Raw genomic sequence first — 25,514 nt, forward strand, 5'->3', positions numbered from 1 at the left:
GGCGAAGCCGCCACCCGGCATGAAGAGATTTCCCATGCCACATCTTTCCACCCGCGTGCTTCAGGGTCTGCTGACCCTGCTGCTCACGCTCTTCGGGCTGCTGCTCGTCACGTTTGCGCTGTCGGCGTTTTCACCGGTCGATCGCGTGCTGCAGATCGTGGGCGATCACGCCAGCCAGTCAACCTACGATCAGGTTCGCCACCAGCTGGGGCTGGATCGCCCCCTGCCCGTGCAGTTCTGGCACTACCTGCAAAACCTTGCCCACGGTGATTTAGGCACCGCCAGCGCCACCGGGCAGCCGGTGCTGCAGGACCTGCTGCACGCGTTCCCCGCCACGCTGGAGCTGGCTACGCTGGCGTTAATCATCGGCGCCGTGCTCGGCGTGATTGCCGGGGTGCTGTGCGCCCGCTACGCCGGTTCGCCGCTCGATCTCGCCATCAGAACGCTCACCCTGCTCGGCAACTCGGTGCCGATTTTCTGGCTCGGCCTGCTGATGCTGGCCCTGTTCTACGCGAAGCTGCAGTGGAGCGCAGGCCCCGGCAGGCTGGACGATATCTGGCAGTTCACCGTCGAGCCGCGCACCGGCTTTGCGCTGATTGATACCTGGCTTTCCGGCGATCGCGAGGCGTTCCGCAACGCCATCAACCACCTGGTGCTGCCGGTGCTGCTGCTGGCGTACTACTCGCTGGCGAGCATCACACGCCTGACGCGATCCGCCTGCCTGAGCGAGATGAACAAAGAGTACATCCTGCTCGCCCGCGCCAAGGGCGCCGGGGAGATGACCATTCTGCTGCGCCACGTGCTGCCGAACATTCGTGGAACCCTGCTGACGGTGATCGCGCTGGCCTATACCAGCATGCTGGAAGGTGCGGTGCTGACCGAAACCGTCTTCTCCTGGCCGGGCATCGGGCGCTATCTCACCACCGCCCTGTTCGCCGGAGACACCACCGCCGTCATGGGCGGCACGCTGCTGATTGGTATCTGTTTTGTGCTGATCAATAACCTTACCGACCTGCTCTTGCGGGCGACCGATCCCAGGGTGCGCTGATGCCGTTTTATCTTTTCTTACGCCGCCTGCGCCGCTCCCCTGCCGCATTTTGCGGGCTGGTCGCCATCGCCCTGCTGGTGCTTATTGCCCTGTTCGCGCCGTGGCTCGCGCCGCTTGACCCGAACTGGCAGGACGCCGCCGCGCGCCTGCAGGCACCGAACAGCCAACACTGGCTGGGCACCGACAGCTACGGGCGCGACATGCTTTCGCGTCTGATTTACGGCACCCGTCCGGCGCTCGGGCTGGTGGCGTTAGTCACCGTTATCACCCTGCCCGCCGGGCTGCTGGTGGGGATTTTGTCGGGCTACTACGGCGGCTGGCTGGAGCGCATCCTGATGCGCTTTACCGACGTGGTGATGTCGATGCCGCGCCTGATCCTTGCCTTCGCGTTTGTGGCGATGCTTGGTCCGGGGCTGGTCAACGGCGCGCTGGCGCTGGCCTTAACTACCTGGCCCGCCTACGCGCGGCAGGCGCGGAGTGAAATTCAGCGTCTGCGCCACAGCGATTACCTGGCCGCCGCCGAGATGATGGGCATTCGCGGCCCGCGCCTGCTGGTCGGCCATATTCTGCCCCTGTGCCTGCCGTCCGCGATTGTGCGGCTGGCGCTGGATCTGGCAGGCATTATTCTGGCAGCCGCCGGTCTCGGCTTCCTCGGCCTTGGCGCACGTCCGCCGATGGCCGAATGGGGCGCGATGATCGCCGACGGCATGCAGGTGATTTTCGACCAGTGGTGGATTGCCGCCATTCCGGGCGGGGCGATTCTGTTTGCCAGCCTGGCCTTTAACCTGCTGGGCGATGGCCTGCGCGACGTACTGGAGCCACAGCATGACTGAACACCGCGTCATCGTCGATGCGCTGAATATCGACTACCCCGCCGCGCGCGTGGTCAACAACCTGAGCTTCACGCTGGGCAACGAGCGGCTGGCGCTGGTGGGGGAATCCGGCTCGGGCAAGTCGATGTCCGCCCGCGCCCTGATGGGGCTGGTGCGTAGGCCCGGCATCGTGAGCGCCAACCGGCTTACCGTGCTCGGCAACGACCTGCTGACCCTGAGCACCCGCCGCTGGCAGGCGCTGCGCGGCAACGGGATTGCGATGGTCCTGCAGGACCCGCGCTACGCGCTGAATCCGGCGAGAAACGTCGCCGCCCAGCTTGATGAGGCGCTGACCCTGCATCAGCGCCTGCCCCGCGCCGAACGCCTGGCGCGCATTCACGACGTCACCCGCGCCGTCGGGCTCAACGAACATGTCCTCCAGCGCTACCCCGGCGAACTCTCCGGGGGCATGGGCCAGCGGGTGATGATTGCGATGGCGCTGATCAACAACCCGCAGGTGCTGATTGCCGACGAACCCACCTCCGCGCTGGACGCCCGCCTGCGCAACCAGATCCTCGAGCTGCTGGTGCAGCAGTGTGAAGAGCGCCAGATGGCGATGCTGCTCATCAGCCACGATCTGCCGCTGGTGGCGGAACACTGCGACCGCGTGCTGGTGATGTATCAGGGCGAAAAGGTCGATGAGATGGCGGCGAACCGGCTGTCGCAGGCGACGCACCCGTATACGCGCACCCTGTGGACCTGCCGTCCGAACGCCAGCACCTTCGGCCAGATGCTGCCGACGCTGGACCGTTCGCAGCCGTGGAAGGAGACCGATAATGACGCTCGTTGACGTTAAGGATCTCCAGGTGAGCTTCGGGGAGAAAACGGCGGTGTCCGCCGCCAGCTTTGCCATCGAGAAAGGCGAAACCTTCAGCCTGATCGGTGAATCCGGCTGCGGAAAATCGACTATTCTGCGCGTGCTGGCGGGGCTGCAGCGCGAGTGGAACGGCCGCATTTCGATCCTGGGAGACGCGTTACGGCCAGGACGGCGTTTTGACGGCGAGCTTCGCCGCAACGTGCAGATGGTATTTCAGGATCCGTGGGCGTCGCTGCACCCAAACCACACCATTGCGCGCACGCTGTCGGAGCCGTTAAGCATCCACGGCGAGACGCAGATCGCGGAGAAAATGGCGGATGCGCTGCAGCAGGTGGGGCTTTCCGCCGACGCGGGTAAACGTTATCCGCATCAGCTTTCCGGCGGCCAGCGCCAGCGCGTGGCGATTGCCCGGGCGCTGCTGCTGCGCCCGCAGCTACTGCTGCTGGACGAGCCGACTTCGGCACTGGATATGTCGGTGCAGGCGGAAATTCTCAATCTTTTGAACCGCCTGAAGGCCGAGCACGGCATGACCTATCTGCTGGTGAGCCACGATGCGGACGTGATTGCGCATATGTCCGACCGGGCAGCGTTTATGGCGCACGGGGAGATCCAGAAGGTGTTTGACCGCGAGGCAATGTTAAGGGGCGAGCACAGGATGGGGTAAGTGCGCGCGGCGGTGCCCGGTGGCGCTGCGCTTACCGGGCCTACGTTTCGTGCCGCGTTGATGGTTTTTCGTAGGCCGGGTAAGGCGTAGCCGCCACCCGGCAAAACGTTACTTCAGCAGCTTCACCGTGGCATCAATGTCGATTTCATCTTCGGTGAAGATCATCGTCGTATTCTGGAAGGTGGTGATCGCCAGCTTCTTCACCGTGCGCATTTCGCCCGGCTTTTTATCGGACTTCGGCTTGATGCTGTTCATCAGCAGCCCGACCGACAGCACCGCGTTCTCTTTGTCGATTCTGGCATCAGCCGGTTCTTCTTCGCTGAACACCACGAAGGATTTGATCGAGGTGAGCTTTACGCGCTCGCCAGCAATATAGAGATGTTTGCTTTCCGGGATCACCTTCACCGCATAGGCGGAAAGGCCTTTGTTGTTGGTGGTTGGCTCGAAGGTCACCGCGGCATCTTTTTTAATCAGATCGGGGTTCGCGACCTTAATCACATGAAAATAGCGGTTGTCGCCGTTTTCATCTTTGATAAATCCAAAGCCTTTATCTTTAAACCACGTTGTGATTGTACCGTTCATCGCTGTTACCGCCTGTCAGATCGTAATGACTAAAGTTTTGCAGCGCGCAGTGTAATGCACAATGACGGAGGAGACAAAAAAAAGCCCCTGCACGGGTGCAGGGGAAAACTCATGTCAGAGCTTATTAGAATTTAATTAAACACCATTCCACCATCAATTAAGAGCGACTGGCCGGTCATATAGTCAGAGTCCGGCCCGGCGAGGTAAGAAACGCAGGCGGCCACGTCTTCCGGCTCGGACAGGCGGCCAAGCGTGATGCGTTTGGCAAAGGTTTCGGTCCCGTAGCCGAGCGGTTTACCCGCCGCCTCGGAGACCTGACGGTCGATCTCGGCCCACATCGGCGTTTTGACGATGCCCGGGCAGTAGGCGTTAACGGTGATCCCCAGCGGCGCGAGATCACGCGCGGCGGTCTGGGTTAAGCCGCGCACTGCGAACTTGCTGGAACTGTAGACCGCCAGCTCCGGGTTGCCGGTGTGGCCCGCCTGGGAGCAGGCGTTGATGATTTTGCCGCCGTGCCCCTCTTTGCGGAACGCGTCAATCGCGGCCTGAATGCCCCAGATCACCCCTTTCACGTTGATGTTGTAAACCTTGTCGACAATGTCCGGCGTGATGGATTCGATGGGGGTAGACGGCGCAATCCCGGCGTTATTCACGATTACGTTAAAGCCGCCCAGCGCGGTGCGGGCCTTCTCCACCGCGGCAAATACCTGCTCGCGGTCAGAGACATCCACCTTCACGGCGACGGCGTTACCGCCGTTACGGATGATTTCATCGGCGACGGCTCTTGCCGTCTCAACGTTATAGTCGGCGATGGCGACGGCAAAGCCATCTTTCACCAGGCGAAGCGCGATCGCTTTGCCAATCCCCTGGCCTGAGCCGGTTACGAGAGCCACTTTTTGCATTTCTCTGTCCTTATATTGATTCACAAAATCTGGCTGAGATGGAGCTGGCCCATCAGCAGCGGGTTATCGCTGTAGTCGACGGGAATGGCCACCACGGCGGGGCCATCCACATCCATCGCCGCGCGCAGCGTCGGCTCAAGCGCCTCGGCGCTCTCCACGGCAAAGCCTTTCGCGCCGAAGGCGTCGGCATAGGCTTTGAAATCGACCGGGCCGAACTCCACGCCGGAAAGGCGCTGGTATTTTTTCTCTTCCTGAATCGCCACCATGTTGTAGGCGTTATCCACCCAGATGATGTGCAGCACGTTGGCGTTGAGGCGCACCGCGGTTTCCAGCTCCATGCTCGACTGCAGGAAGCCGCCGTCACCGGAGACAGAGACCACCTTGCGCCCCGGGTTGACCAGCCACGCGCCAATCGCCCACGGCAGCGCCACGCCCATGGTCTGCTGACCGTTGGAGATCATCACCTGACGCGCCCGGAAGCTGTAGAGGTAGCGGGCGATCCAGATGTGGAAGCTGCCCATGTCGACGGTGAGCGTCACGTCGTTATTCACAATGTCCTGCATGGCGCGCACGATGCGCAGCGGATGCAGGGCAAACTGGTTGAGCGAGGCACCGCGGCGATCGAGCAGATCCCGCTGATGCTGGCGATCGACCAGAATTTCGGAGGCCCGCTGGCTCAGCTCGAGCTTACGATCGATCCGGTTAGCGAGCAGGTTCAGCGTCTCGGCGATGTCCCCCACCAGCTCCAGATCCGGGACGTAGTTACGCTCTTCATAAGCGGGCAGCACGTCGATATGCACCAGCGTCGCGTCGCCGCTGTTCCACATGGACGGCTCGTACTCCACCGGGCTGTAGCCGATGCAGATAACCAGATCCGCCAGATGCAGCAGCCGGTCGCCCGCCTGGTTATTGAACAGACCGACGCGTCCGGCAAAGCGGGTGAAGTGTTCCTGGTTCACCGCTCCGGCGGCCTGATAGGTGCTGGTCACCGGAATGCGGCTTTTCTCCAGCAGCTTGCGCAGCGCGGCGCTGTTCGCGGGCTGGCTGGCCATCAGCCCCAGCAGGATGACCGGGTTTTTGGCTTTTTCGATAAGCTTCGCCACGTCGTTAATGGCGGACTCCGGTGCCGGGCCCATCAGCGCCGGGCCGCTGGCGGGTAAAATCGCCCCCGTCGCGGGCTGGTCGACAATATCCTGCGGCAGGCTGACGAACGCGCCCCCCGGCCTGCCGTGCTCGGCGGCGCGAAACGCGTTCGATACCACCTCGGCAATCGCGTCCGGCGAACTGACCTCCACGGCGTATTTGGTGACAGGGCTGAACATGGCGACGGTGTCCATACTCTGGTGCACCAGCTTGGCTTTATCCGCCCGCTTCACCGCCCCGCCCAGCGCCACCACCGGGTCGCCCTCGCTGTTGGCGGTGGCGATACCGGTGATCAGGTTGGAACAGCCCGGCCCGGAGGTGACCAGCGCCACCCCGGCCTTGCCGGTCAGCCGCCCGACCGCCGCCGCCATAAACGCCGCGTTGGCTTCGTGGCGTACCGGGATGATCTCGATGGAGGAGTCCAGCAGGGAGTCAAAGACCTTGTCGATTTTCGCACCCGGGATCCCGAACACCTGCTTCACGCCCTGCGCTTCCAGCTGGCCGACAACCATATCGGCGCCGTGCGCCCACTGACGTGACTGTTTCTCACTGTTCACGGTAGTTCTCCTGTTAGTTTTCGACGGAACGGATCGCTGCATCAAGATTGCTGGGGTGAAGGTTGGCCTGTAAGAACGCGCTGTCGGCGGGCAGGTCAATCATTAGCTTGTGAATTTCACCGAAGGTGAGCACGCCGCTCTCCAGCTGGTAGTCGAGCAGATGGCCCCCGCCCTGACGGTCGTCGGTGATGAAATGCTCGTGATAGCCGGCCACGTTAATGCCCTGCATGTGCTGCGGCGTGCGGAACCCGACCAGCACCCCTTCGCGCTGGTTAAAGCGGAACACCGGCTGGTCGTCCAGCACGTCGGTCATCGCGCGGTACGGCGGCTTCTGGCGCGGTACCGTGCGGGTATGGGCGTGACGGAAGTTGCCGTCGATGCGCAGCGCGCAGAACAGGTTGTCGGAGGGGATCTGCTGGTCGATGACGTCGTGGATCTGCTGGCGGCTGACCGGCGCATCGAAGGTTTTGCGGTACTGCGGCTGGAACCAGGTCATTACCGCGAACGGCGTTTTCTGCTCTGGCTTCGCGGCCCGGGCGCTGCCGTCAGCGCGCAGCTGGTAGACCTGACTGCTGAAGGCAATCATTTCGCCGTCCAGCTCGTTGAAGGTGCCCAAACCAAAATCACCGTGTGCCAGAAGATCGGCGATGGTGGTTTCTCCCTCGTACACGCCGCTTAGCAGGGCGCTCATTAGCGATGTCTGATAGATCACGCTGTCAGGATGCTGGGCGGAGAACCCGCGCAGGGTCTCGCACAGGCTGGCCTCACAGTCGCAGGCAGATGAATGCATCATCGTGCTGGTCCTCTTCAACTTTATTTAGAAAGGTTAAATAAATGTTGACCCGATTCAGCAGAGAGTTCCAATATAGAAACCATGCTGGTTTGAGACGTTTTAGATATGGAACTTCGTTATCTGCGGTATTTTGTCGCGGTTGCACGCGAGCGACACTTCACCCGGGCGGCCGAAGCGCTGGGTATTTCACAGCCTCCTCTGAGTCAGCAGATCAAACGGCTCGAAGAGGAAGTGGGCACGCCGCTGTTCAGGCGCCTGACGCGAGGCGTGGAGCTGACCGAGGCGGGAGAAGCCTTCTATGAGGATGCCTGTAAGATCCTGGCGCTGAGCGACGCCGCGCTGGAAAAGGCCCGCGGCATCGCGCGCGGGCTGAACGGCAATCTGTCGATTGGCATCACCAGCTCCGACGCTTTTCATCCCAAAATTTTCGCGCTGATTCGCCAGTTTCAGGTGCAGAACATGGCGGTGCAGGTTCACCAAGTGGAAGCCAATATGTCCTCGCTGACGGCGATGCTGGCGGAGGGTGAACTGGATATTGCCTTCGTGCGCCTGCCGTGCGAGAGCAGCAAGGCATTCGAGTTAAAAATCCTCGACCGGGAGCCGATGGTGGTGGCGCTGCATCGCGATCATCCGCTGGCGGCGTGCGATTCGCTGGCGTTAGAGCAGCTTCGGGATACGCCGGTGGTGCTGTTCCCGCAGGAGGTCGCGCCGGGGCTGTACGAACGGGTTCACGGCTGCTGCGAGCGGGCGGGGATTGACGTGCAGCACGCGTTGCAGTCGTCGCAGCTTTCGTCGTCCCTGAGCATGGTTTCCGCGGGCGGCGGCTTCGCGCTGGTACCGAAATCCATGGCGGCTATTTCTCCGCCGAATGTCACCTATCACGCGCTAAGCTCACCGGAGCTCTATACCGATATCGCGCTGTGCTGGCGGCGTTTTGAACGCTCGCGGACGGTGAAGCGTTTTTTGACGATGATGAGCGAGGGGTAGCAGCCGGTTTGGTTGGTGGCTTTTGTAGGCCGGGTAAGGCGCAGCCGCCACCCGGCAATGCCAGCCTCTGTCGTTCTTAGAACGGTAAAGGTCATGTTGATGCACGCTTCGGTACTACGTTTTCCTGGTAATTGTCTGCCGCAAACCATCTGTTACTCTGGCTGCACTCGAGGGATGACAAGGAAGAGAAATGCTGAATCCAGGCAGGCAAGATGCCTTGAAATACCCTGAACAATGGAGGTTTTGATGACTACACGATTTATTGCATTTTTGCTCATACTCGGCGCATTCGCTGTAAATGCTGCCGATGGCGGTAATGGTGGGGATGGCGGAAACGGTTCTGATGGAGGAAACGGTTCGGATGGCACCGTCTCAGCTCCGGGCCATATGGGTTGTCCGGGCGGAACAGATCCGGACGCGTCGGGAAAATTTTATCTTCCCGGAACAAAACAGCAATGCAATCCGGGGAAGCAGGATGCAGTGAAAAGCGCCAGGCAATCAGATGCAGAGTGACAGTATGCTAACGCATCCTGATTCCACATCCTCACCGGCCTCCTGCTTCAGGCGTTAATTGTTGCGCCGGAATACGCAGAGCTAGACTTTCGCCTCCGCATGCAATGCAGCCTGAACAGCAGGACGGGCACTGATTTTTTTCCTGTACGCCAGTAGTGCGGGCCAGTCGTTGAGTTCAATTGAGAAGAACGTGCACCATCCCAGCACGGTGAAAAGATAGGCATCCGCCACGCTAAACGCCGTGCCTGTCAGATATGCGTTTACGGAAAGCGTCTTCTGAAGAAAATCGAACCGCCTGAACAGCTTCTCGCGAAAAATTGTTTTGGCCTCTTCGGGCAGCGCACGATTGAAAAGAGGTGCCGAGCCCGCGTGTATTTCGCTGGTGATAAAGTTTAGCCATTCCTGAAGCCGCACTCGCTCCCAGCTGTCTGCACCCGGTGCCAGCCCCCTCTCCGGCTTGAGATCTGCCAGGTACTGCAAAATCGCTGGCCCCTCGGTCAGGATATTTCCGTCATCCAGTTCAAGCGCAGCGACATATCCTTTAGGGTTGATGGTCAGGAAGTCGCGCCCGTCAGCGGTAAGCTTGCTCCGGTTGTCCACTTTAACCAGCTCAAACTCAATCGCCAGTTCGCGAAGCACGATATGGGGCGAGAGTGAGCAGGTGTCCGGGGCGTAATAGAGTTTCATAATCTCTCCGTTAAAGCTGATAAGTGGTGACGATTCGGTTTGAATACACTGTGCTTAAAGCCACCCTCGCTGTAAAATTAATGATTCATAAATAAACTATTAGCTGAGCTACTGATACCCATGATGAATCTTTTGCACTGGCGCCTGCTGGTTGCAGTGGCCGATGCCAGTAATATTTCGCGTGCCGCTGAAGAGGTTGGCATGACGCAGTCTGGTGCCAGCCAGGCGATCGCCCAGCTAGAGGCCTCATTAGGATTTGCAGTATTCACGCGTGAGCGTCGGCACATCGGCGTAACTGCCCTGGGTGAGCGGGTTGTTAAAGAAGCAAGAAGTATGCTTGCGCGGCTGGACGCCATCCGCTCCCTGGCGGATGAGAGCCGGGGGCTGAATGGCGGGCGCATTCGTCTCGCCAGTTTTCCTTCAGTGACATCTACATTTTTGCCCGGACTGCTGCGCGACTTTAAGCGCCTGCATCCTGAAATCGAGGTGGTCGTACTCGAAGGCACGGACCAGGAGGTCGAAGAGTGGCTGGCGGCAGATACGGTTGATCTTGGCGTGGTCATGAACCCTGTTCCCGGGCGTGCTGAAGCGATCTTAGGGCAGGATGTATGGGTCGTGGTGCTGCCAGCCAGTCACCGTCAAGCTCGTTATGCACGTACGCGCGCCATCACCCTTGAGGAACTGGCAGACCAGCCCTTCGTGCTCGCAACCGGCGGTTGTGCCGTTAATGGAAAAAGCCTGATGGAACAGGCTGGCTTGCAGCTGTCTGACGTGCGGGTGACCGTCCGCGACTGGATTAGCGCCTGCCTGCTGGTACGCGAAGGCATGGGCGTCGCGCTGATACCTGAATCCGCCCTGCCGGATGAATTACGCGGTTTGTACGTCGTGCCCGTGACGCCTTCGCGGTGCCGGGAGTTTGGGCTGGTTTGTTCGCAGGCGGGCAAATCTTCCCGAGCAACGCAGACGTTATTAGAAGGGTTGCTCAAAATGAAAAGGTCTGCGTGAAGGAGTAACCGTGGTGCAAACTGTGCCCGGCGGCGCTGTGCTTGCACGGGCCTACGGCTCGGTTTTGTAGGCCGGGTAAGGCGTAGCCGCCACCCGGCAATGCCCTTCTGGAAGCCGCCTCGCAAACCTGCAAGCAACCTTATATCATTCAGGGGACTCCCTTTTCATCCCTTCTTCGCGGTCGTAAAGTGCCTGCGTTGCGGCACGTCCGTAACCGGGCGTAGGAACCCGTTAGCATTACATGACATTTTTCGGACAAAGAGGATGCTAAATGGCGACTACTCCTGGATTTTCTTACGCGCTCTCTGAGAAAAGCGCAGTTCATCACTTCATCAACACTTCAATTTCCGATTCTGCGGATCTCTTCGAACTGGCCGATGCCTGTACTGCGTGTGTCAGAGTGCTGGTGGACTATGCCGTGGCGTTAACGCTGGCGGTGATGAATGGAACGTTGCCTGCGAGCGTGGCGAAAGAACTCACCGGGCTGCTGCATGATATGGTCTGGCTGCTGGCGGAGTTTGTGAAGGAGCCTTATATTACGTCACATTGAGAGATTTGAAGGGAGCCCGAATTCTCCTGGGCAAAACAGAATTCGGCTTGCCGCAAAATTAAATTTTATTCGGTGAATATCTGTTATGAGCGAGTGTAAGAACTATGAACGTTCTCGAGATCGTTCAATTTTTGTATTATGCCAAGGGCTACGAATAATTAATGAGATATTAGCAAGCCCATGAAATAAAATCATTAATTACCAACCCGATACAAACACAACCACACTTCAAATATTTATTGAGCTTTCAACCAATATTCTCTTGATTAAATTTTAAGTAAGACTACCGTATTACTCATTAACACTTTATCCACGCACAAACCGTTAGACCCCACCTTTTCTTAATTTGTATCAACGAAAATGCAAATCGTTTTATATCCACACCATACAAAAATTGACGGGGATTTTTGTAAACGCTAGCGTTGCACTACTTACGTAACCCACTAAAGCAAAAGGTTTTTTCAGGATTTTCTTAAATGGAGTTTTAAACAAATGGCTATTCCCGCTTATTTATGGCTCAAAGACGACGGTGGTGCCGACATCAAAGGCTCTGTCGATATACATGGTCGTGATGGAAGTATCGAGATAATCGCACTGAACCACGGCATAATGCAGCCCACGGACAAACATAACGGCAAGGCGACAAGCCTTCGCGTCCATTCCCCCTATTCTTTCGATAAAGAGATCGACGCCTCCAGCCCCTATTTGTACAAGGCTGTCAGTACAGGTCAGAAGCTAAAATCCGCAGAGGTAAAGTTTTACCGTATCAACGATGCCGGTCAGGAAGTGGAATATTTCTCCACCCTTATGGAGGGAGTGACGATCGTCAGCATCTGTCCAATGATGCTTGACGTCAAAGATCCTGATTACGAGAAGCATAACCATCTTGAGCTGGTAGAGCTGCTGTATGAAAAAATCACCTGGCGCTATGTCGACGGTAACATCATACATTCAGATAGCTGGAACGACCGCAAGACGGCATAAGGAGAATGTTATGGGATGGAAGTATGAGCAGTCTACCGGCAAGATGTATAAAGACGGCAAATTAATTGAGACCGGATATTCCGGTGCTCTTACGAATAAAAACAACCCGGACCGTCAGCATGTGAAAGGACTGGGGCCACTGCCTCGCGGGACGTATAAAATCGCGGGTCATTCGAATTCTAAAGGACCGATAACCATCATTCTTGAGCAAACCTCGGGCGAAAGTTTTGGTCGCTCAGAATTCCGCATTCATGGTGACCACAAGTTTGGTCCCGCGGGGTTTGCATCCGAGGGGTGCATCATTCTCTCACCGTCAACGAGACGTAAGATTCTTCGCGACGGCGGCGTGCTTGAGGTAGTGCGATGAAATACCCGATCGTACTGCTGCTATGTGCTCTTACAGCCCCGGCATTAGCTGACGTTACTGACTGGTCTTCAGCAGTAAGGGGAATTGCCTCAGGTGATGCACACTGGATTGAGCAAACCCCAGCGCTGGCCGCCACGGCTGACGTCAAGCAGGCGCAGCAACTGGAGGATGCCCTGGCCGCAGCCCTTACAACAAACACCAACGCAACGCTGAAAGCGCTCCGCTCCATTGACGCCGGAAAATGGCCGCACATGGTAGGCAGCGATATTGTCTGTACGCCGCCTTTAGAGAAATCCCCCGCAGAAATCGACGCGTTCTATCAGCGCACCCGCCAGGCGCTGCTGGAAACGTTTGAGGGTGCTCAGTGCCTCTGGATTCTTGAGGCAACCATGGAAGAGTTGAAAGCAGAGAAAGCCCGTCAGACTCAGTAAGAGAGTTACCCGGCGCACAACGGCCGGGTCTTTCCTTCGCTCCAGACTATAACTCAACTCCCCCCACGCTCCTCACAGCCCGTGGCGGTACCAACACGTTACTGATGGGCACCGCAATATCTTGCGCAGTGCTGTAACATAGGATCACGCCGTTGCGGTTATCCCCCCCAATTCGCGATAATGAGTCGTTTACATTAAGAACAAAGAGATGCTTATGAAAACGATTGAAGAACCACGAAATGAGCTTCTAAATATCGGTTTGCGGAGAGTGCCGTAGCGGGGCTGGCCTCAACTTATGCAGCAAACCATTCATCTGAACGAGAATTCAGAGAGGTTTATTTCAGAAGGGAATATAGTTTAATGCTCTCTATCAAGCCTGAATGGGCAACAAGAAAGCGTAAAGAAATCACTGAGCTTCTCCATTTGCAAAGAAGCGAACGTCGTTAACCCAACCGACTCGTTACATTTACTGCCCTCTTCCCCTATCTTTTCCTGGTAATTGCCTGCGACATACCATCTGTTATTCTGGCTGGACGTAAGGGATGACAAGGACGTGAAATGCTTAACCCCGGATTCGTTACCCGCAAAGCGCTTGCTCAGTGGCAGGATGTTCCCGCTTTTCTTCCCCAGTTCCAGTTTCATGAAAAACATCGAGCGGTCATTCACACTACCCATCCAGAAAATATTCTGCCGTTGATTGCCAACTTTGACGTCCAGCAAGACCCCGTCATTCGGCGGCTGATGTCTTTGCGGCAATTACCGCAGAAATTTCTGCACAATCAGCAGGCTAACTCGACGGGCAACTTTGGGCTGCACAGTTTTACGCTGTTGCACAGCTCAGCATCCGAGCTCTGCTTTGGCTTAAGAGGGCAATTCTGGCGGACAGATTTCGGTCTGGAAAACGCGCCCGATGCGATTGCTTTTCAGGCACCCGCCGGGCCGGGCAGCGCAAAACTGTTGCTGCGCTACCGGGTAGCGGAACTGGCGCCAGGTCAACATGAACTCTGTACTGAGACCTTCGTCTATTGTCCGGACAAACGTACTCAACTCAAAATGGCGGTCTACTGGCTGGCAATACGGGCTGGGAGCGGCTGGATCCGTAAAAGGACGCTGGAGGCTGTCAGGTCGCATGTTGAAAATCAGAAGTGAGGGATTTCTGTGAAATGCCCTGAACACTGGAGGTTTTGAGGCTGAATGTGAAGGGAATATGGGCAGGCTGCCATATAAAACTCAGGTGCCATTACCCTTTAAAAATAAAAAACCCGCACAGGTGCGGGTTTATTTTTTATCAGTACAGCTTAACTGCTCGGACTATTGTCTTCATCGCTATCGTACGCCAAACTGATATTTAGCGCAGGTTACAGTGGAGAAACATTTCCAGCTGCAGGACCTTTTGCGCCATTCTCAATAGTAAAGGAAACTTTCTGACCTTCATCAAGCGTTTTGAAATTGTCGCTCTGAATAGCAGAGAAGTGTACGAATACATCTTTGCTGCCGTCGTCAGGGGTGATAAAGCCAAAACCTTTATCTGCGTTGAACCATTTTACTAAACCAGTCATTTTATTAGACATTGATAAATCCTTAATTTATGAGCCACTTAAGCGCGGCGATGATGGCCTGTATTTCGAGAGTTACTTATTTGGCACTTAGGAGGAGGCTCACGAAGAAGGATTATCTATGGATAACACCTGAACTGAGGACTGCTTTACTAAAACTGCTTTCATAAGGTCTGTATTCCAAACCGATGACGCTATTAAGACACAGCGAAATTTATTGCGCAATGATTATTATTATTTATTTTAACCATTTAAACGCCCGGATGGCTGCTCGCGATGCCAGACATCGGTTCGGCGGGGGGGGCATCTTCCCTGGCGACGCAGACGTGAGTAGAAGGGTTACTCAAAATGAAAAGGTCTGCATAAGGAGTAAGCCCGGTGCAAACTGTGCCCGGCGGCGCTGCGCTTGCGCGGGCCTACGGTTCGGTTTTGTAGGCCGGGTAAGGCGTAACCGCCACCCGGCAATGCCCTTCTGGAAGCCGCCTCGCAAAGCTGCAAGCAACCTTATGTAATTTAGGGTGATCCCTTTTCATCCCTTCTTCGCGGTCGTAAAGTGCCTGCGTTGCGGCACATCCGTAACCGTGCGTAGGAACCCGTTAGCATTACATGACGTTTTTTGGACAAAGAGGATGCTAAATGGCGACTACTCCTAAATTTTCTTACGCGCTCTCTGAGGAAAGCGCTGTTCATCACCTCATCAACCATTCAATTTCCGATTCTGCGGATCTCTTCGGGCTGGCTGATGCCTGCACCGCTTATGTGAGCGTGCTGGTGGAAACTGACGACGCGGTGACGTTTACCACGCTCTGTGAGCGATTGCTGGCTGCGCTGAAGCGGCTGCGTGAGTGCTGCGATGATGATCTTCCGCCGTATCTGGTTGAACAGTTGATTGCAGGGGAAAAGGTTATCTCCTGCGTGCCAGACTGCTGGCAGGAGACGACGTTGCAGGTGGACTATACCGTGGCGTTAACGCTGGCGGTGATGGGCGGGACATTACCTGCAAGCGTGGTGAAAGAACTCACTGGGCTGCTGCATGATATGGTCTGGCTACTGGCGGAGTTTGTAAAGGAGCCGTATATAACGGCGCACTGAGGCGGGTGATGGGAGGCGGGAATACTGCTGGGTGAGAAGTGGGATTTCGGCCTTATGCAAAGTACAATGCTGTCTGTTGAATGTCGGTTAAGAGCGAGAAGCGGACATAGCTGTCAATGTATTCGCCAGTTACTCCCACGTAAAAGTGTGCTTAAATCAAAAGGATCCATCTAATAAAGCATATTGATGGCATGATTCGTTAGGCGATAAAGTTGATAATTCAAACAAATCGATTGTACCTTCGGCCTGTAATCTCATCAGATGTAAACGATCTATTCAAAATTTACGGTGATCCCGCTACGAACACGTTTAATCCTGCGGGACCATATCCGGACATTGGTCATTCACAAATGGTTATGAATCGCTGGCTCGACCATTGGCAAGCTCATGGGTTTGGAAACTGGGCAATTTCACTTCTTACTAATCCTGATCAAATTATCGGTTTTGGCGGGCTGGGGATTCGTAATTATGACGATATTGTTATCAATAATCTTGGATATCGCTTATCTACAGAGGCTTGGGGTAAAGGCCTGGCCACAGAACTTTCCCTATACGCGATAAAATTTGGATTTGATAGTATTAAATTAACCGAGATTTCAGCTGTTGTTCGAGAGAATCATATGGCGTCACAGAAAGTGCTCCAGAAGTCGGGGTTAAAATATGTCAAAGAGATTCATGATGTTAAAGATGCACCTCCAAGCCTTCTTTATTCGATATCAATGAATGAGTGGTTAAGACACTCAGAAGTGAACGCATCCGTTTAACATTCACTTTCTGATGCATTAGAGGATTTAACATACAGATATGGACTTGTCCGCTCCTGGCACAAAACAGACATTCACACTCACCTCTATCCCCCCACCGCCACGCTCGCCGACAGCCCCGCCACCAGCTCAACTCCCTCCGGTAACCTGTCGATATGAATGCGCACCGGCACGCGCTGCGCCAGCCGGACCCAGCTGAAGGTAGGCTCCACGTCGGGCAGCCCCAGCCCGCCCGTCTCGTCGTTGCTGTCCCCGATCCCATGCCCGATGCTCTCCACGTGCCCCGTGATGACAGGCTCATACCCCATCAGCACAACCTGCGCGGCATCCCCGACGTGAATATGGCGCAGCCTGGTCTCCTCAAAGTACCCCACCACCCAGAAGCTGTGGGCATCGACGATGGCAACCTTTGTCTCCCCCGCCGTCGCGTAGTCTCCGGGGCGAAGCCGCAGGTGCGTGACGTACCCCGAAACCGGCGCGCGCACGGTGGCGTGCGCCAGATTAAGCTCTGCCAGATCCAGCGCGGCCAGCGCGCCGTGATAATTGGCCGCCGCGACGTTCGCCGCGCTGCCGGTTTGCTGCAAATCTTCGCTGGAGATGGCGTTTTTAATCAGCGTGCGGCGACGGGCCGCATCCTGGCGCATCAGCATCTCATGGCGTTTCGACTCGACGTCCGCCTGCGCGCTGACCACCGCCAGCTTAAGCCAGCGCGGATCGATAGCGTAAAGCACATCGCCCTGGTTTACCCACTGGTTGTCCCGCACGGCCACGCTGATGACAGGCCCGGAGACGTCCGGCGCAATCTGCACCACGTCCGCCCGCACGCGGCCGTCGCGGGTCCACGGCGTTTGCGCGTAGTGTTTCCACATCAGAAATGCCAGAAGCGTGGCCGCCGCGACGACGCTCAATGTCAGCGCATAACGAGCCAGTAAAGAGAGCAGTGATTTCATGACAATAACCCCAACGCGGTCAGACCCTGCATCAGCAGGAAAAAAGTGACAATCCAGGTTGAAACATCCATCAGCGGGCGAAACGGCAGGTGCCGGTAGAGCCTGCTGAGAGAGAAAAGCGCCACGAGGCTCAGCGTGCAGACCAGCGCCGCAAGGGCGACCATCAGCAGCCCCGGAATAAAAACGCCGCCGATATTGAGATCGTTAACCATGGTCTGGCTCCCGTAATGCACAGTGCAGATCCACCAGCATGAAGACAAACTGGCGCGTATGTTCATCTGCCGCAGGCAGATGGCGCGCGATAAGGGTGGCGATACGCTCGCGTAAGACGTGGCGGTCTGCGGCGTTTATCTGATGAAAAAGCGCGTCAACCTCCCTGCCGGGCGGTGCGTCACAGCGGCGTAAATGCATGACCGAAAGCCCCAGACGCAGCGCGTGCAGCAGCCGGTCAAGCGCCTGCTCTGGCGCATATTTGCTGCGCTGCAGGCGCGGCAGCAGCAGGGCGGTGCGGTCCATCATCAGGTTGATCCAGTGCGTTTCATCAATCCGCAGCGTGCCCTTCACGCTGCGGCGAATGTCGCGCTGGCACAGGTTCAGCAGGCGGGTGATAGCGCCATCCACCTGCACGGTTTGCAGCAGGCTCATGCTGATGACGGCAAAACCGGTCGCGGCAAAGAGCGCAATGGCAGTGTTAGCCGCAACGGCGAAGTCTCCGCTGTAGTGCGCCCCCAGCTCGCACAGAATGGGCAGCGTCAGGGTGATGCCCATCGCCATGAACGTGGTGGGCGGACGCGCCTGAAGCGACCCGGCCAGCAGATACGCCGGGGCAAGCACCGCCACCAGCACCGGGAAATCGCTTACCTGCGGCAGCAGCGCAAAGCTGTAGAGCAGGCTTATCAGCACGCCCCAGAACGAGCCAACGATGTACTTCACAATGTGTGGCGCCGGGGTGTCGAAGCTGCCAAACAGCGTGCAGCAGACCCCCAGGATAGACACCGCCGTACCGCCATCCGGCCACGCTGAAAAGATCCAGACCAGACAGCCGCTCAGAATGATGGCGAAAGCCCCCAGCGCCGTGCGGGCGGCGGTAAGAGGATCGCGGTGAAAAACGTAGCCTTTTGCCGCGCGGGTTTGCATCTCACCAAACACGAGTTTGGCGTGGAGGATAGCCCCGGAAAGACGTTCGCACTGCTGCAGAAGCGCGATCGCCTCCGAGAGGTAGCGGATAAAACTGACCTGCAGCGCGTCGTCAAGCGTCTGCGCCTGCGCGGCATACCGATCGATGAGAAGCGCACAGCGGAGCCGCAGCGCCTCTGCCGTGCTGCTGGCACTCGCGCCTTCAGCGGCCAGCCATGCCTGAACCTCCTCCAGCAATGCCTGCACGTCGGCGGGCAGGGTTCCGATCGCTGGCAGGAGATCGTGCAGTTCACAGTTGACGATAACCAGCCGCGCCAGCCGATCGTGAATCCCTTTTCTGGCCTGCCGCACCGGGGCTGAGAGGGCAAAATCGTACGGAATATGGTGGCTGATGCCCTGCAGGAACTGCAGCGCCAGGGCCAGATGCAGCGGGCCGGAAGCCGCATCGGGTTTACCGGCTAAGGTATCCGCCACCCGCCCGCGCGCGGCCCGTAGCGTCTGGGATAGCTTAGCGTTGAACTGGCCCGATACCCGCGCGGGCAGCACGTAGCGGTGAATCAGCGCCGCGCAGAAAATCCCAAGCGCGATCTCCTGCACGCGGACGATGGCGACGTTAAAGATGCCGCCGGGATCGGATACCGCCGGAAAGCCAATCAGGCTCGCGGTGTAGCCCGCCAGCACGAAGGCATAGGCCCGGGGCGTGCGCTCCAGCAGGGAGAGCCACAGGCAGAACGCGATCCAGCCCGTCAGCACAACGCTGCACAGGATCGGCGTATTCGCGAAGGTGGGGATAATCAGAACGGTCGCGCAGGCCCCGACAACCGTACCGGCCAGCCGGTAGAGGCTTCGGCTCAGCGATGCCCCCACCGACGTCTGCGATACGATGTAAACCGTAATAATGGCCCACGAAGGACGCTCGAGGCCGATAGACAGGGCGAGGTAATACGCGAGCATCGCTGCGGCGAAACTCTTCGCGGCGTAGATCAGCGCGCCCGCATCGTTTCGCAGCGCGGGATGAGAGAAAATGTTTTTCATGCCGGGATTATTACCGGCTTGCAGACCTGCTTAAATACTCTATTCTGTCAAAAAATACCTAAAAGTTGCCAGAATCGTGAAACCTCAACTCGCTCATACGCTGTATGACCCTGACTCTAGCGCCTCCCCTGCCGTGGCGCGTCATCTGGACTTCGTGGACTACGCCGCAGAAGTGCCGGTACACACCCACCGTAAGGGGCAGCTGATTATTGCCCGCTACGGCGCGGTCAGCTGTTATGCGGAAAACGATATCTGGATCGTGCCGCCGGACTGCGCCGTCTGGATCCCCGGCGGGATCCCGCACAGCGCCAAAGCGACCTGGAACGCGCATCTCAACTATCTGTTTATTGAGCCCGGCGCGGCGGCGCTGCCGGAGAAGTGTTGCACGCTGGCGATCTCGCCATTGATTAAGGAGCTGGTCGATCGTCTGACGCACGAAGGGGGGGATTATCCCCCCGACAGCCACGTCGCCAGGCTGACCCGGGTGACGCTGGACGAGCTCGCCAGCATGCCCCAGCAGAAGCTGAGCCTGCCGGTCTCAGCCGACCCGAAAATTCGCGCCATGGCCGACGCGCTGGTTAGCCGCCCTGAGGACAGAAGCACCCTGAAAGACTGGGCGAAACGGCTCGCCCTCAGCGAGCGCTCGTTTGCCCGCCTGATGCAGCGCGAGACCGGGCTAAGCTTCGGGCGATGGCGCCAGCAGCTGCATTTGATTATTGCCCTGCGGGAGCTGGCAAGCGGCGTGCCCGTCCAGAACGTGGCGACAACGCTCGGGTACGAATCCGTGAATGCGTTTATCACCATGTTCAGAAAAGCGATGGGCAGCACGCCCGCACACTACTTTGCCGAGCGGAAAAACAGCGGCCGTTAGCCCGGCCCCTCGCTCCCCGCCGCCAGCAGCGGCACCACCACGTCGCTGATGGGCACCGCAATACCGTGTTTGCGGCCGTAGCGCTGGATCACGCCGTTGCGGATATCCCACTCCATCGGACGATCGGCCTGACGGTCGGCAAGGATCGAGGTGCCCAGGTCCTCAGGCGCACGCTGGAAGTTCGTCAGGATCTCCTGGGCCACGTCATCGCCCAGCTTCGCCCCTTCGGCGCGGGCGACGGTAAGCCCCTCTCGCAGGTAGGCCAGCGAAAGCTCGCTGATGTCCCCGCGTCTGAACATCCCGGCGCGGCGGTTAGAAAGCACCATCAGCCCGGCGACCGCGTTTTGCAGCAGCTTGCGCCAGGCGACGGTGGCGAAATCTGCCGAGAGCTCAACCGCGCAGCGCGTATCGTGAAGCGCCTCCACCACCCGCTGCGCCTGCGGCACGTCCGGCAGCGTCAGGCGCGGTTTGGCCCGCAGCCACACGGACGCATCCGGCTCGCGCTGCGCCGGGAACCAGACTACTGACGGCAGCACCGCTGCGCCGTTAACCCACGGCTCAAGCTGGGCTTTCTGCTCCACGCCGTTTTGCAGGGCGCAGACCACCGTTTTTTCATCGCACAGGGCGCGCAGCCATCCGGCGCTGTCGGCATTTTGCGTCGTTTTTACCGCCACAAAAACGAGATCGACGGGGCGCGTGATGACGGCCGGATCGGTTAATACCGGACCGGGCACCACGGTTTCACCCTCGTCGTAGCGCAAACGCAGTTCAGGATGCGCGGTGCGTCCGCACAGCAGCGGCGTACGGCCCGCGTCGTGCAGCACTGCGGCAATGGTGGTCCCAATCGCACCGGGACCTATCAGCGCAATCACAGGATGGTCAGACATGGTTAACTCCCCTTTTCGCTAAGCCTGCTAACAGTTATACCACCCTCAAAAGTGAGCGCCACGCCGTTGTCTATACTCAACACACAACAGACAACGGAGTGCGCCATGCCTTTACCCGATTTTAAGTCCTCTGAACCTTTCACCCTCGGCATCGAGCTCGAACTGCAGGTGGTTAACCCGCCGGGGTACGATCTCAGCCAGGACTCCTCCGCGCTTATCGCCGCCGTCAAAGACGACATCAAAGGCGGCGAAGTCAAACACGACATCACCGAAAGCATGCTCGAAATCGCCACCGGCGTGTGCCAGAACATCGACCAGGCGGCGGCACAGTTCTCGGTGATGCAGCAGAGCATCCTGCGCGCCGCGGCGGAGCAGCATATCCAGATTTGCGGCGGCGGGACGCATCCGTTTCAGAAGTGGCAGCGGCAGGAGGTATGCGACGACGAGCGCTATAACGTCACGCTGGAGCGCTTTGGCTACCTGATTTTGCAGGCGACGGTATTCGGCCAGCACGTACACGTCGGCTGCCGGACCGGGGACGACGCGATTTACCTGCTGCACGGCCTGTCGCGCTTCGTACCGCACTTTATCGCCCTGGCGGCAGCCTCGCCGTATATGCAGGGCACGGACACGAAGTTCTCCTCGTCGCGGCTCAACATCTTCTCTGGGTTCCCGGATAACGGCCAGATGCCGTGGGTTAACAGCTGGCAGGAGTTCGAGGGGCTGTTCCGCCGCCTGAGCGCCACCAGCATGATCGACAGCATTAAAGATCTGCACTGGGACATCCGCCCCAGCCCGCACTTCGGCACCGTCGAGGTGCGGGTGATGGATACGCCGCTGACGCTCGGCCACGCGATTAACATCGCCGGGCTGATTCAGGCGACGTCGCACTGGCTGCTGACCGCGCGGCCCTATAAGCATCAGGAAAAAGATTTTCTGCTGTACCGCTTTAACCGTTTTCAGGCGTGTCGCTACGGGCTGGAGGGGATCCTGACGGACGTGCACACCGGCGAGCACAAAACCGTGGCGGAAGACATTTCGTGGCTGCTGGAGCAGGTTGCGCCGTCGGCTGAGAAGCTCGGCGCGACGAGCGCAATCAATGAAATTGCCCTGCTGTTAAAGCAGGGCAAGAGCGAGGCGCAGCGCATGCGGGAGTTTATCGCCGACGGCGGCTCGCTTATTTCTCTGGTTCAGAAGCACTGCGAGCTGTGGGCGACGAGTCCGTAAGGCCGTGACCCCACTCGCGCAGGCGCTGGAACAGCACGAACAGCGCCGGGATAAACAGGATCCCCACCACGGTCGCCACCAGCATACCGCTGAACACCGTGGTGCCGATGATGCGGCGGCTCTGGGCACCCGCCCCGGTCGCCAGCATCATCGGCAACACCCCGATGATGAACGACACGGCGGTCATCATCACCGCGCGGAAGCGGCGCGAGGCCCCTTCCCTTGCGGCATCGACAATCGCCATCCCGTCCATGCGCCGCGCGCGGGCAAACTCCACGATAAGAATTGCGTTCTTGGCGGCGAGGGCTATCAATAGCACCAGACCGATCTGCACGTACACGTCGTTGGCATAGCCCGCCAGCCACAGCCAGACCAGCGCCCCGCCGATGGCGAACAGCACCGAGAGCATCACGCTCGCCGGGAGCGTCCAGCTCTCGTACTGGGCAACGAGGAACAGCCACGCCATCACCACCGCCGCCAGCACGATCCATATCGCCTGATTGCCGGTCTGCTGCTCCTGATACGACATGCCGCTCCAGGCGTAGTCGTACCCGGCTGGCAGGTTTTCCGCCAGAATCTCGCCCATCGCCGCCATCGCGGTGCTGCTGCTCACCCCAGCCGCCGCCGAGCCGCTCACCGACACCGACGGGAACTGGTTGTACTGCTGCAGGAAAGGCGCGCCGACGCTCGGCGTAATGGTGACCAGGTTGCTCAGGCGCACCCGCTCGCCGCTGTTGCTGCGCACGAACAGCTCGCTGATTTGCTCGGCGCGCTCGCGCCACTGCATCTCGTTCTGCATGACGACGTGGTAGACGCGGTTGTTGACGCTGAAATCCCCGGCGCGCGTGCCGCCAAAGGCGGTTTGCAGGCTGCTGAAGATGCGCGACACCGGCACGTCGAGGCGGGCGGCGCGCTCGCGGTCAACGGTCAGCGTCAGCTGCGGCACGTTGCTGCTCCAGGTGGTGAAGACGCGGCTCAGCTGCGGATGCTGGTTAGCTTTCGCCAGCACCGCGCGCGTCACGCGCTCCAGCTCCGCAGGGCTCTGCCCCGCCTGCGCCTGAATGCGCAGGTCAAAGCCGGAGGCGTTGCCCAGCCCCGGCAGCGTCGGCGGCGCGAAGGTCATGATGGTGGCTTCCGGCAGGGCCAGCAGCTGGCGTTGCAGGGTGCCCATCACCTCGTCCAGCGGCGGACGCTCGCTCCAGTCTTTGAGCATGATGGAGATAAACCCGCCGTTGGAGGCGCTGGTGCCGTTGAGGATGTTAAACCCGGAGACCTGAATCACGTCCTCCACCGCCGGGTTTTTGGCGATGAGTTCGCGCGCCATGGTCATCACCGCCTCGGTACGCTCCAGCGAGGCCGCTTCCGGCAGCTGGACGCTGGCGAAGAAGTAGCCCTGGTCTTCCTGCGGCAGGAAGCCTTTGGGCATCGACATAAAGCTGAACGCCACCACGGCCGCCGCGCCTGCGGTGGCCAGCAGCGCCAGCCACGGGCGCAGGTTTAATACGTTCACGATGCGGGTATAGAAACCGCGCGTGGCGTCCAGCCCGCGGTTAAAGGCGCGGTAGACTGCCGCAGGTTTCTCCGGTCGCGGGCGCAGCAGCAGCGCGCACAGGGCGGGCGTCAGGGTCAGCGCCACGAGGCTTGAGAGCGTGACGGCGGTGGAGAGCGTCACCGCGAACTGGCGGTACAGCTCGCCGACAATCCCCGGCAGGAGCGCCACCGGCACAAACACCGCCAGCAGCACCAGCGTCGTCGCGATGACCGGCCCGGCAATCTGGCGCAGCGCCAGCGCGGTTGCCGCCGTGCGGCTCTGCCCTTCCGCCATCAGCGTTTCGACGCTCTCCACCACCACGATGGCGTCATCCACCACCATGGTCAGCGCCAGAATGATGGCAAACAGGCTGAGGGTGTTGGCGGAGTAGCCGAGCGTGTAGAGTACCGCGAAGGTGCCCACCAGCGACACCGGAATGGCGAGCGCGACAATCAGCGTCGCGCGCCAGCTTTGCAGGAACAGGGACACCACGACGACCACCGCCAGCAGGGTAAGCGCCAGCGAGACGCCGATCTCTTTAATGGTGGCGGCAACAAAGGAGGTGGTGTCGAATTTCACCTCGTAGACCAGGTCGTCCGGGAAGCGCGTCGAGAGGCGTTCCAGCTCCGCGCGCACCGCGTCGGCCACGCGCAGCGCGTTGGCGGACGGGGTCGGGTAGATGCCGAGGTAGGCGGAGTCGTGCCCGTTCAGCTGCGCGCCGGAGCTGTAGCTGCGCGAGCCGAGCTCGATGGTGGCGACGTCCTTCAGGCGCACCAGCTGGCCCATCTCGCCCGCGCGGATAATGATGTCGGCAAAGTCGTCGGCCTGGTTCAGGCGGCCCAGCCCGTTGATGGTCAGCGTCTGCTGCTGGCCGTTAAACACCGGCGGCGTGCCGACCTGGCCTGCCGCCCCCTGCACGTTCTGCTCGCGCAGCGCCTGCGCCACGTCGTCGGTGGTGACGTTCAGGGCGTTCATGCGGTCCGGACGCAGCCAGATGCGCATGCTGTAATCGCGCGCGCCGAACATCTGCACCTGCCCGACGCCCGGCAGGCGAGAGAGCGCTTCGCGCACCTGGGTGCTGGCGTAGTTGCTGACGAACAGCGGCGTGTGGGTGTTGTTCGGTGAGTAAAGACTTACCCCCATCATCAGGTTGGTGGCGCGCTTGCGCACCTGCACGCCGTTTTGCTGCGCCTCGGTCGGCAACTGCGCCACGGCCTGCGCCACGCGGTTCTGCACGTCGATGGCGGCGAGGTCCGGATCGGTGCCCGCCGCAAAGGTAATGTTCAGGCTATAGGTGCCTTCGTCCGAGCTGGTGGACTCCATATAGAGCATGTGATCCACGCCGTTAAGCTGGGTCTCCAGCGGCGTGGCGATGGCCTCCGCCACGTCAGCCGAGCTGGCGCCCGGCCAGCTGGCAGACACATTCACCACCGGCGGCGTGATCTGCGGATACTGTTCCACCGGGATAATCCTCAGCGCAATGGCCCCCAGCAGGGTGATGACCAGCGCAATCACCATCGCGAAGCGCGGGCGTTTGATGAAAAACGTCAGCATGATGGCTC

The 25,514-nt window shown here is 59.0% G+C and carries 27 protein-coding genes; 16 read left to right on the forward strand and 11 right to left on the reverse strand.

Annotation, left to right across the window (positions count from 1 at the left end):
• Nucleotides 1-34 precede the first annotated feature (34 nt).
• Genes N037_RS14780 through N037_RS14795 form a run of 4 tightly spaced genes read left to right on the forward strand, consistent with a single transcriptional unit; the run spans nt 35 to nt 3,401 of the window.
• Nucleotides 35-1,048: an ABC transporter permease gene (locus N037_RS14780; protein ID WP_032641819.1), complete on the forward strand. Its 1,014-nt coding sequence runs from the start codon at nt 35-37 to the stop codon at nt 1,046-1,048.
• A complete protein-coding gene (locus N037_RS14785) occupies nt 1,048-1,881 on the forward strand; it encodes an ABC transporter permease (protein ID WP_032641821.1) in 834 nt (277 codons plus the stop codon). Before N037_RS14780 ends, N037_RS14785 begins: the two co-directional genes overlap by 1 nt.
• Nucleotides 1,874-2,710, forward strand: coding sequence for an ABC transporter ATP-binding protein (locus tag N037_RS14790; protein ID WP_032641822.1), 837 nt, complete (start codon nt 1,874-1,876; stop codon nt 2,708-2,710). The genes N037_RS14785 and N037_RS14790 overlap by 8 nt, the downstream gene beginning before the upstream one ends.
• Nucleotides 2,697-3,401 carry an ABC transporter ATP-binding protein gene (locus N037_RS14795; protein WP_023334823.1) on the forward strand — a complete coding sequence of 235 codons (705 nt, stop codon included), beginning with the start codon at nt 2,697-2,699 and terminating at the stop codon, nt 3,399-3,401. The genes N037_RS14790 and N037_RS14795 overlap by 14 nt, the downstream gene beginning before the upstream one ends.
• 108 nt (nt 3,402-3,509) lie before the next feature.
• Here the strand turns inward: N037_RS14795 and N037_RS14800 are convergent, their stop codons facing one another.
• The 4 genes from N037_RS14800 to budA all read right to left on the reverse strand — a co-directional run bounded on the left by N037_RS14800 (nt 3,510) and on the right by budA (nt 7,378).
• Nucleotides 3,510-3,983, reverse strand: coding sequence for a cold-shock protein (locus N037_RS14800; RefSeq protein ID WP_032641824.1), 474 nt, complete (start codon nt 3,981-3,983; stop codon nt 3,510-3,512).
• Nucleotides 3,984-4,114: 131 nt separating this feature from the next.
• The gene (locus N037_RS14805; protein ID WP_024906954.1) at nt 4,115-4,885 is read right to left on the reverse strand and encodes a (S)-acetoin forming diacetyl reductase; all 771 of its coding nucleotides are present in this window, start codon (nt 4,883-4,885) and stop codon (nt 4,115-4,117) included.
• Between the two features lie 20 nt (nt 4,886-4,905).
• Entirely contained in the window at nt 4,906-6,585 is a 1,680-nt protein-coding gene (alsS, locus tag N037_RS14810; RefSeq protein ID WP_032641826.1) for an acetolactate synthase AlsS, read from the reverse strand.
• A gap of 13 nt (nt 6,586-6,598) precedes the next feature.
• Nucleotides 6,599-7,378: an acetolactate decarboxylase gene (gene budA, locus N037_RS14815; protein WP_023310680.1), complete on the reverse strand. Its 780-nt coding sequence runs from the start codon at nt 7,376-7,378 to the stop codon at nt 6,599-6,601.
• A 105-nt stretch (nt 7,379-7,483) separates the two neighbouring features.
• On the opposite strand from budA, the gene N037_RS14820 reads away from it, so the two are divergent.
• Both N037_RS14820 and N037_RS24090 read left to right on the forward strand, forming a co-directional pair.
• Nucleotides 7,484-8,365: a LysR family transcriptional regulator gene (locus tag N037_RS14820; RefSeq protein WP_032641828.1), complete on the forward strand. Its 882-nt coding sequence runs from the start codon at nt 7,484-7,486 to the stop codon at nt 8,363-8,365.
• 246 nt (nt 8,366-8,611) lie between these two features.
• The gene (locus N037_RS24090; RefSeq protein WP_072163978.1) at nt 8,612-8,878 is read left to right on the forward strand and encodes a hypothetical protein; all 267 of its coding nucleotides are present in this window, start codon (nt 8,612-8,614) and stop codon (nt 8,876-8,878) included.
• Nucleotides 8,879-8,959: 81 nt separating this feature from the next.
• Here N037_RS24090 and gstA read toward each other — a convergent pair whose 3' ends face one another.
• A complete protein-coding gene (gene gstA / locus N037_RS14825; RefSeq protein ID WP_032641830.1) occupies nt 8,960-9,565 on the reverse strand; it encodes a glutathione transferase GstA in 606 nt (201 codons plus the stop codon).
• A 120-nt stretch (nt 9,566-9,685) separates the two neighbouring features.
• On the opposite strand from gstA, the gene N037_RS14830 reads away from it, so the two are divergent.
• The 6 genes from N037_RS14830 to N037_RS14855 all read left to right on the forward strand — a co-directional run bounded on the left by N037_RS14830 (nt 9,686) and on the right by N037_RS14855 (nt 14,051).
• Complete coding sequence (locus tag N037_RS14830) at nt 9,686-10,570, forward strand: LysR family transcriptional regulator (protein ID WP_032641832.1); 885 nt, start codon at nt 9,686-9,688, stop codon at nt 10,568-10,570.
• 271 nt (nt 10,571-10,841) lie between these two features.
• On the forward strand, nt 10,842-11,120 hold the full coding sequence (locus N037_RS14835; RefSeq protein WP_032641834.1) for a hypothetical protein: 279 nt from the start codon (nt 10,842-10,844) through the stop codon (nt 11,118-11,120).
• A 492-nt stretch (nt 11,121-11,612) separates the two neighbouring features.
• Nucleotides 11,613-12,104, forward strand: coding sequence for an Hcp family type VI secretion system effector (locus tag N037_RS14840; protein WP_032641836.1), 492 nt, complete (start codon nt 11,613-11,615; stop codon nt 12,102-12,104).
• Nucleotides 12,105-12,114: 10 nt separating this feature from the next.
• On the forward strand, nt 12,115-12,471 hold the full coding sequence (locus N037_RS14845) for a tlde1 domain-containing protein (RefSeq protein WP_032641838.1): 357 nt from the start codon (nt 12,115-12,117) through the stop codon (nt 12,469-12,471).
• Complete coding sequence (locus N037_RS14850; RefSeq protein WP_032641840.1) at nt 12,468-12,902, forward strand: hypothetical protein; 435 nt, start codon at nt 12,468-12,470, stop codon at nt 12,900-12,902. Before N037_RS14845 ends, N037_RS14850 begins: the two co-directional genes overlap by 4 nt.
• A 558-nt stretch (nt 12,903-13,460) precedes the next feature.
• Nucleotides 13,461-14,051 carry a hypothetical protein gene (locus tag N037_RS14855; protein WP_032641842.1) on the forward strand — a complete coding sequence of 197 codons (591 nt, stop codon included), beginning with the start codon at nt 13,461-13,463 and terminating at the stop codon, nt 14,049-14,051.
• Between the two features lie 209 nt (nt 14,052-14,260).
• Here N037_RS14855 and cspE read toward each other — a convergent pair whose 3' ends face one another.
• On the reverse strand, nt 14,261-14,473 hold the full coding sequence (gene cspE / locus N037_RS14860; RefSeq protein ID WP_022647355.1) for a transcription antiterminator/RNA stability regulator CspE: 213 nt from the start codon (nt 14,471-14,473) through the stop codon (nt 14,261-14,263).
• A 621-nt stretch (nt 14,474-15,094) separates the two neighbouring features.
• Here cspE and N037_RS14865 point away from each other — a divergent pair.
• Together N037_RS14865 and N037_RS14870 are read left to right on the forward strand one after the other, a co-directional pair.
• Nucleotides 15,095-15,550 (forward strand): hypothetical protein, encoded by a 456-nt coding sequence (locus N037_RS14865; RefSeq protein WP_032641845.1) that lies wholly within the window; start codon nt 15,095-15,097, stop codon nt 15,548-15,550.
• Nucleotides 15,551-15,762: 212 nt separating this feature from the next.
• Complete coding sequence (locus N037_RS14870) at nt 15,763-16,314, forward strand: GNAT family N-acetyltransferase (RefSeq protein ID WP_072163981.1); 552 nt, start codon at nt 15,763-15,765, stop codon at nt 16,312-16,314.
• 86 nt (nt 16,315-16,400) lie between these two features.
• Here the strand turns inward: N037_RS14870 and N037_RS14875 are convergent, their stop codons facing one another.
• Genes N037_RS14875 through N037_RS14885 form a run of 3 tightly spaced genes read right to left on the reverse strand, consistent with a single transcriptional unit; the run spans nt 16,401 to nt 19,436 of the window.
• Nucleotides 16,401-17,264 (reverse strand): efflux RND transporter periplasmic adaptor subunit, encoded by an 864-nt coding sequence (locus N037_RS14875; protein WP_032641851.1) that lies wholly within the window; start codon nt 17,262-17,264, stop codon nt 16,401-16,403.
• Nucleotides 17,261-17,476 carry a DUF1656 domain-containing protein gene (locus N037_RS14880; RefSeq protein WP_032641854.1) on the reverse strand — a complete coding sequence of 72 codons (216 nt, stop codon included), beginning with the start codon at nt 17,474-17,476 and terminating at the stop codon, nt 17,261-17,263. The genes N037_RS14875 and N037_RS14880 overlap by 4 nt, the downstream gene beginning before the upstream one ends.
• Entirely contained in the window at nt 17,469-19,436 is a 1,968-nt protein-coding gene (locus tag N037_RS14885; RefSeq protein WP_050511257.1) for an FUSC family protein, read from the reverse strand. Before N037_RS14885 ends, N037_RS14880 begins: the two co-directional genes overlap by 8 nt.
• Nucleotides 19,437-19,512: 76 nt before the next feature.
• Between N037_RS14885 and N037_RS14890 the strand changes: the two genes are divergently transcribed.
• A complete protein-coding gene (locus N037_RS14890) occupies nt 19,513-20,307 on the forward strand; it encodes an AraC family transcriptional regulator (RefSeq protein ID WP_032641856.1) in 795 nt (264 codons plus the stop codon).
• Here N037_RS14890 and N037_RS14895 read toward each other — a convergent pair.
• The gene (locus N037_RS14895) at nt 20,304-21,194 is read right to left on the reverse strand and encodes an oxidoreductase (protein ID WP_023334808.1); all 891 of its coding nucleotides are present in this window, start codon (nt 21,192-21,194) and stop codon (nt 20,304-20,306) included. The two genes, N037_RS14890 and N037_RS14895, sit on opposite strands and share 4 nt — an antisense overlap.
• A 105-nt stretch (nt 21,195-21,299) precedes the next feature.
• Here N037_RS14895 and N037_RS14900 point away from each other — a divergent pair, with 105 nt between their 5' ends.
• Nucleotides 21,300-22,421 (forward strand): YbdK family carboxylate-amine ligase, encoded by a 1,122-nt coding sequence (locus tag N037_RS14900; protein ID WP_032641858.1) that lies wholly within the window; start codon nt 21,300-21,302, stop codon nt 22,419-22,421.
• Here N037_RS14900 and N037_RS14905 read toward each other — a convergent pair.
• Entirely contained in the window at nt 22,372-25,506 is a 3,135-nt protein-coding gene (locus N037_RS14905; RefSeq protein WP_032641860.1) for an efflux RND transporter permease subunit, read from the reverse strand. The two genes, N037_RS14900 and N037_RS14905, sit on opposite strands and share 50 nt — an antisense overlap.
• Nucleotides 25,507-25,514: the final 8 nt, after the last annotated feature.

This window comes from Enterobacter sp. EGD-HP1 (genome assembly GCF_000733275.2).
Lineage (GTDB): Bacteria > Pseudomonadota > Gammaproteobacteria > Enterobacterales > Enterobacteriaceae > Enterobacter.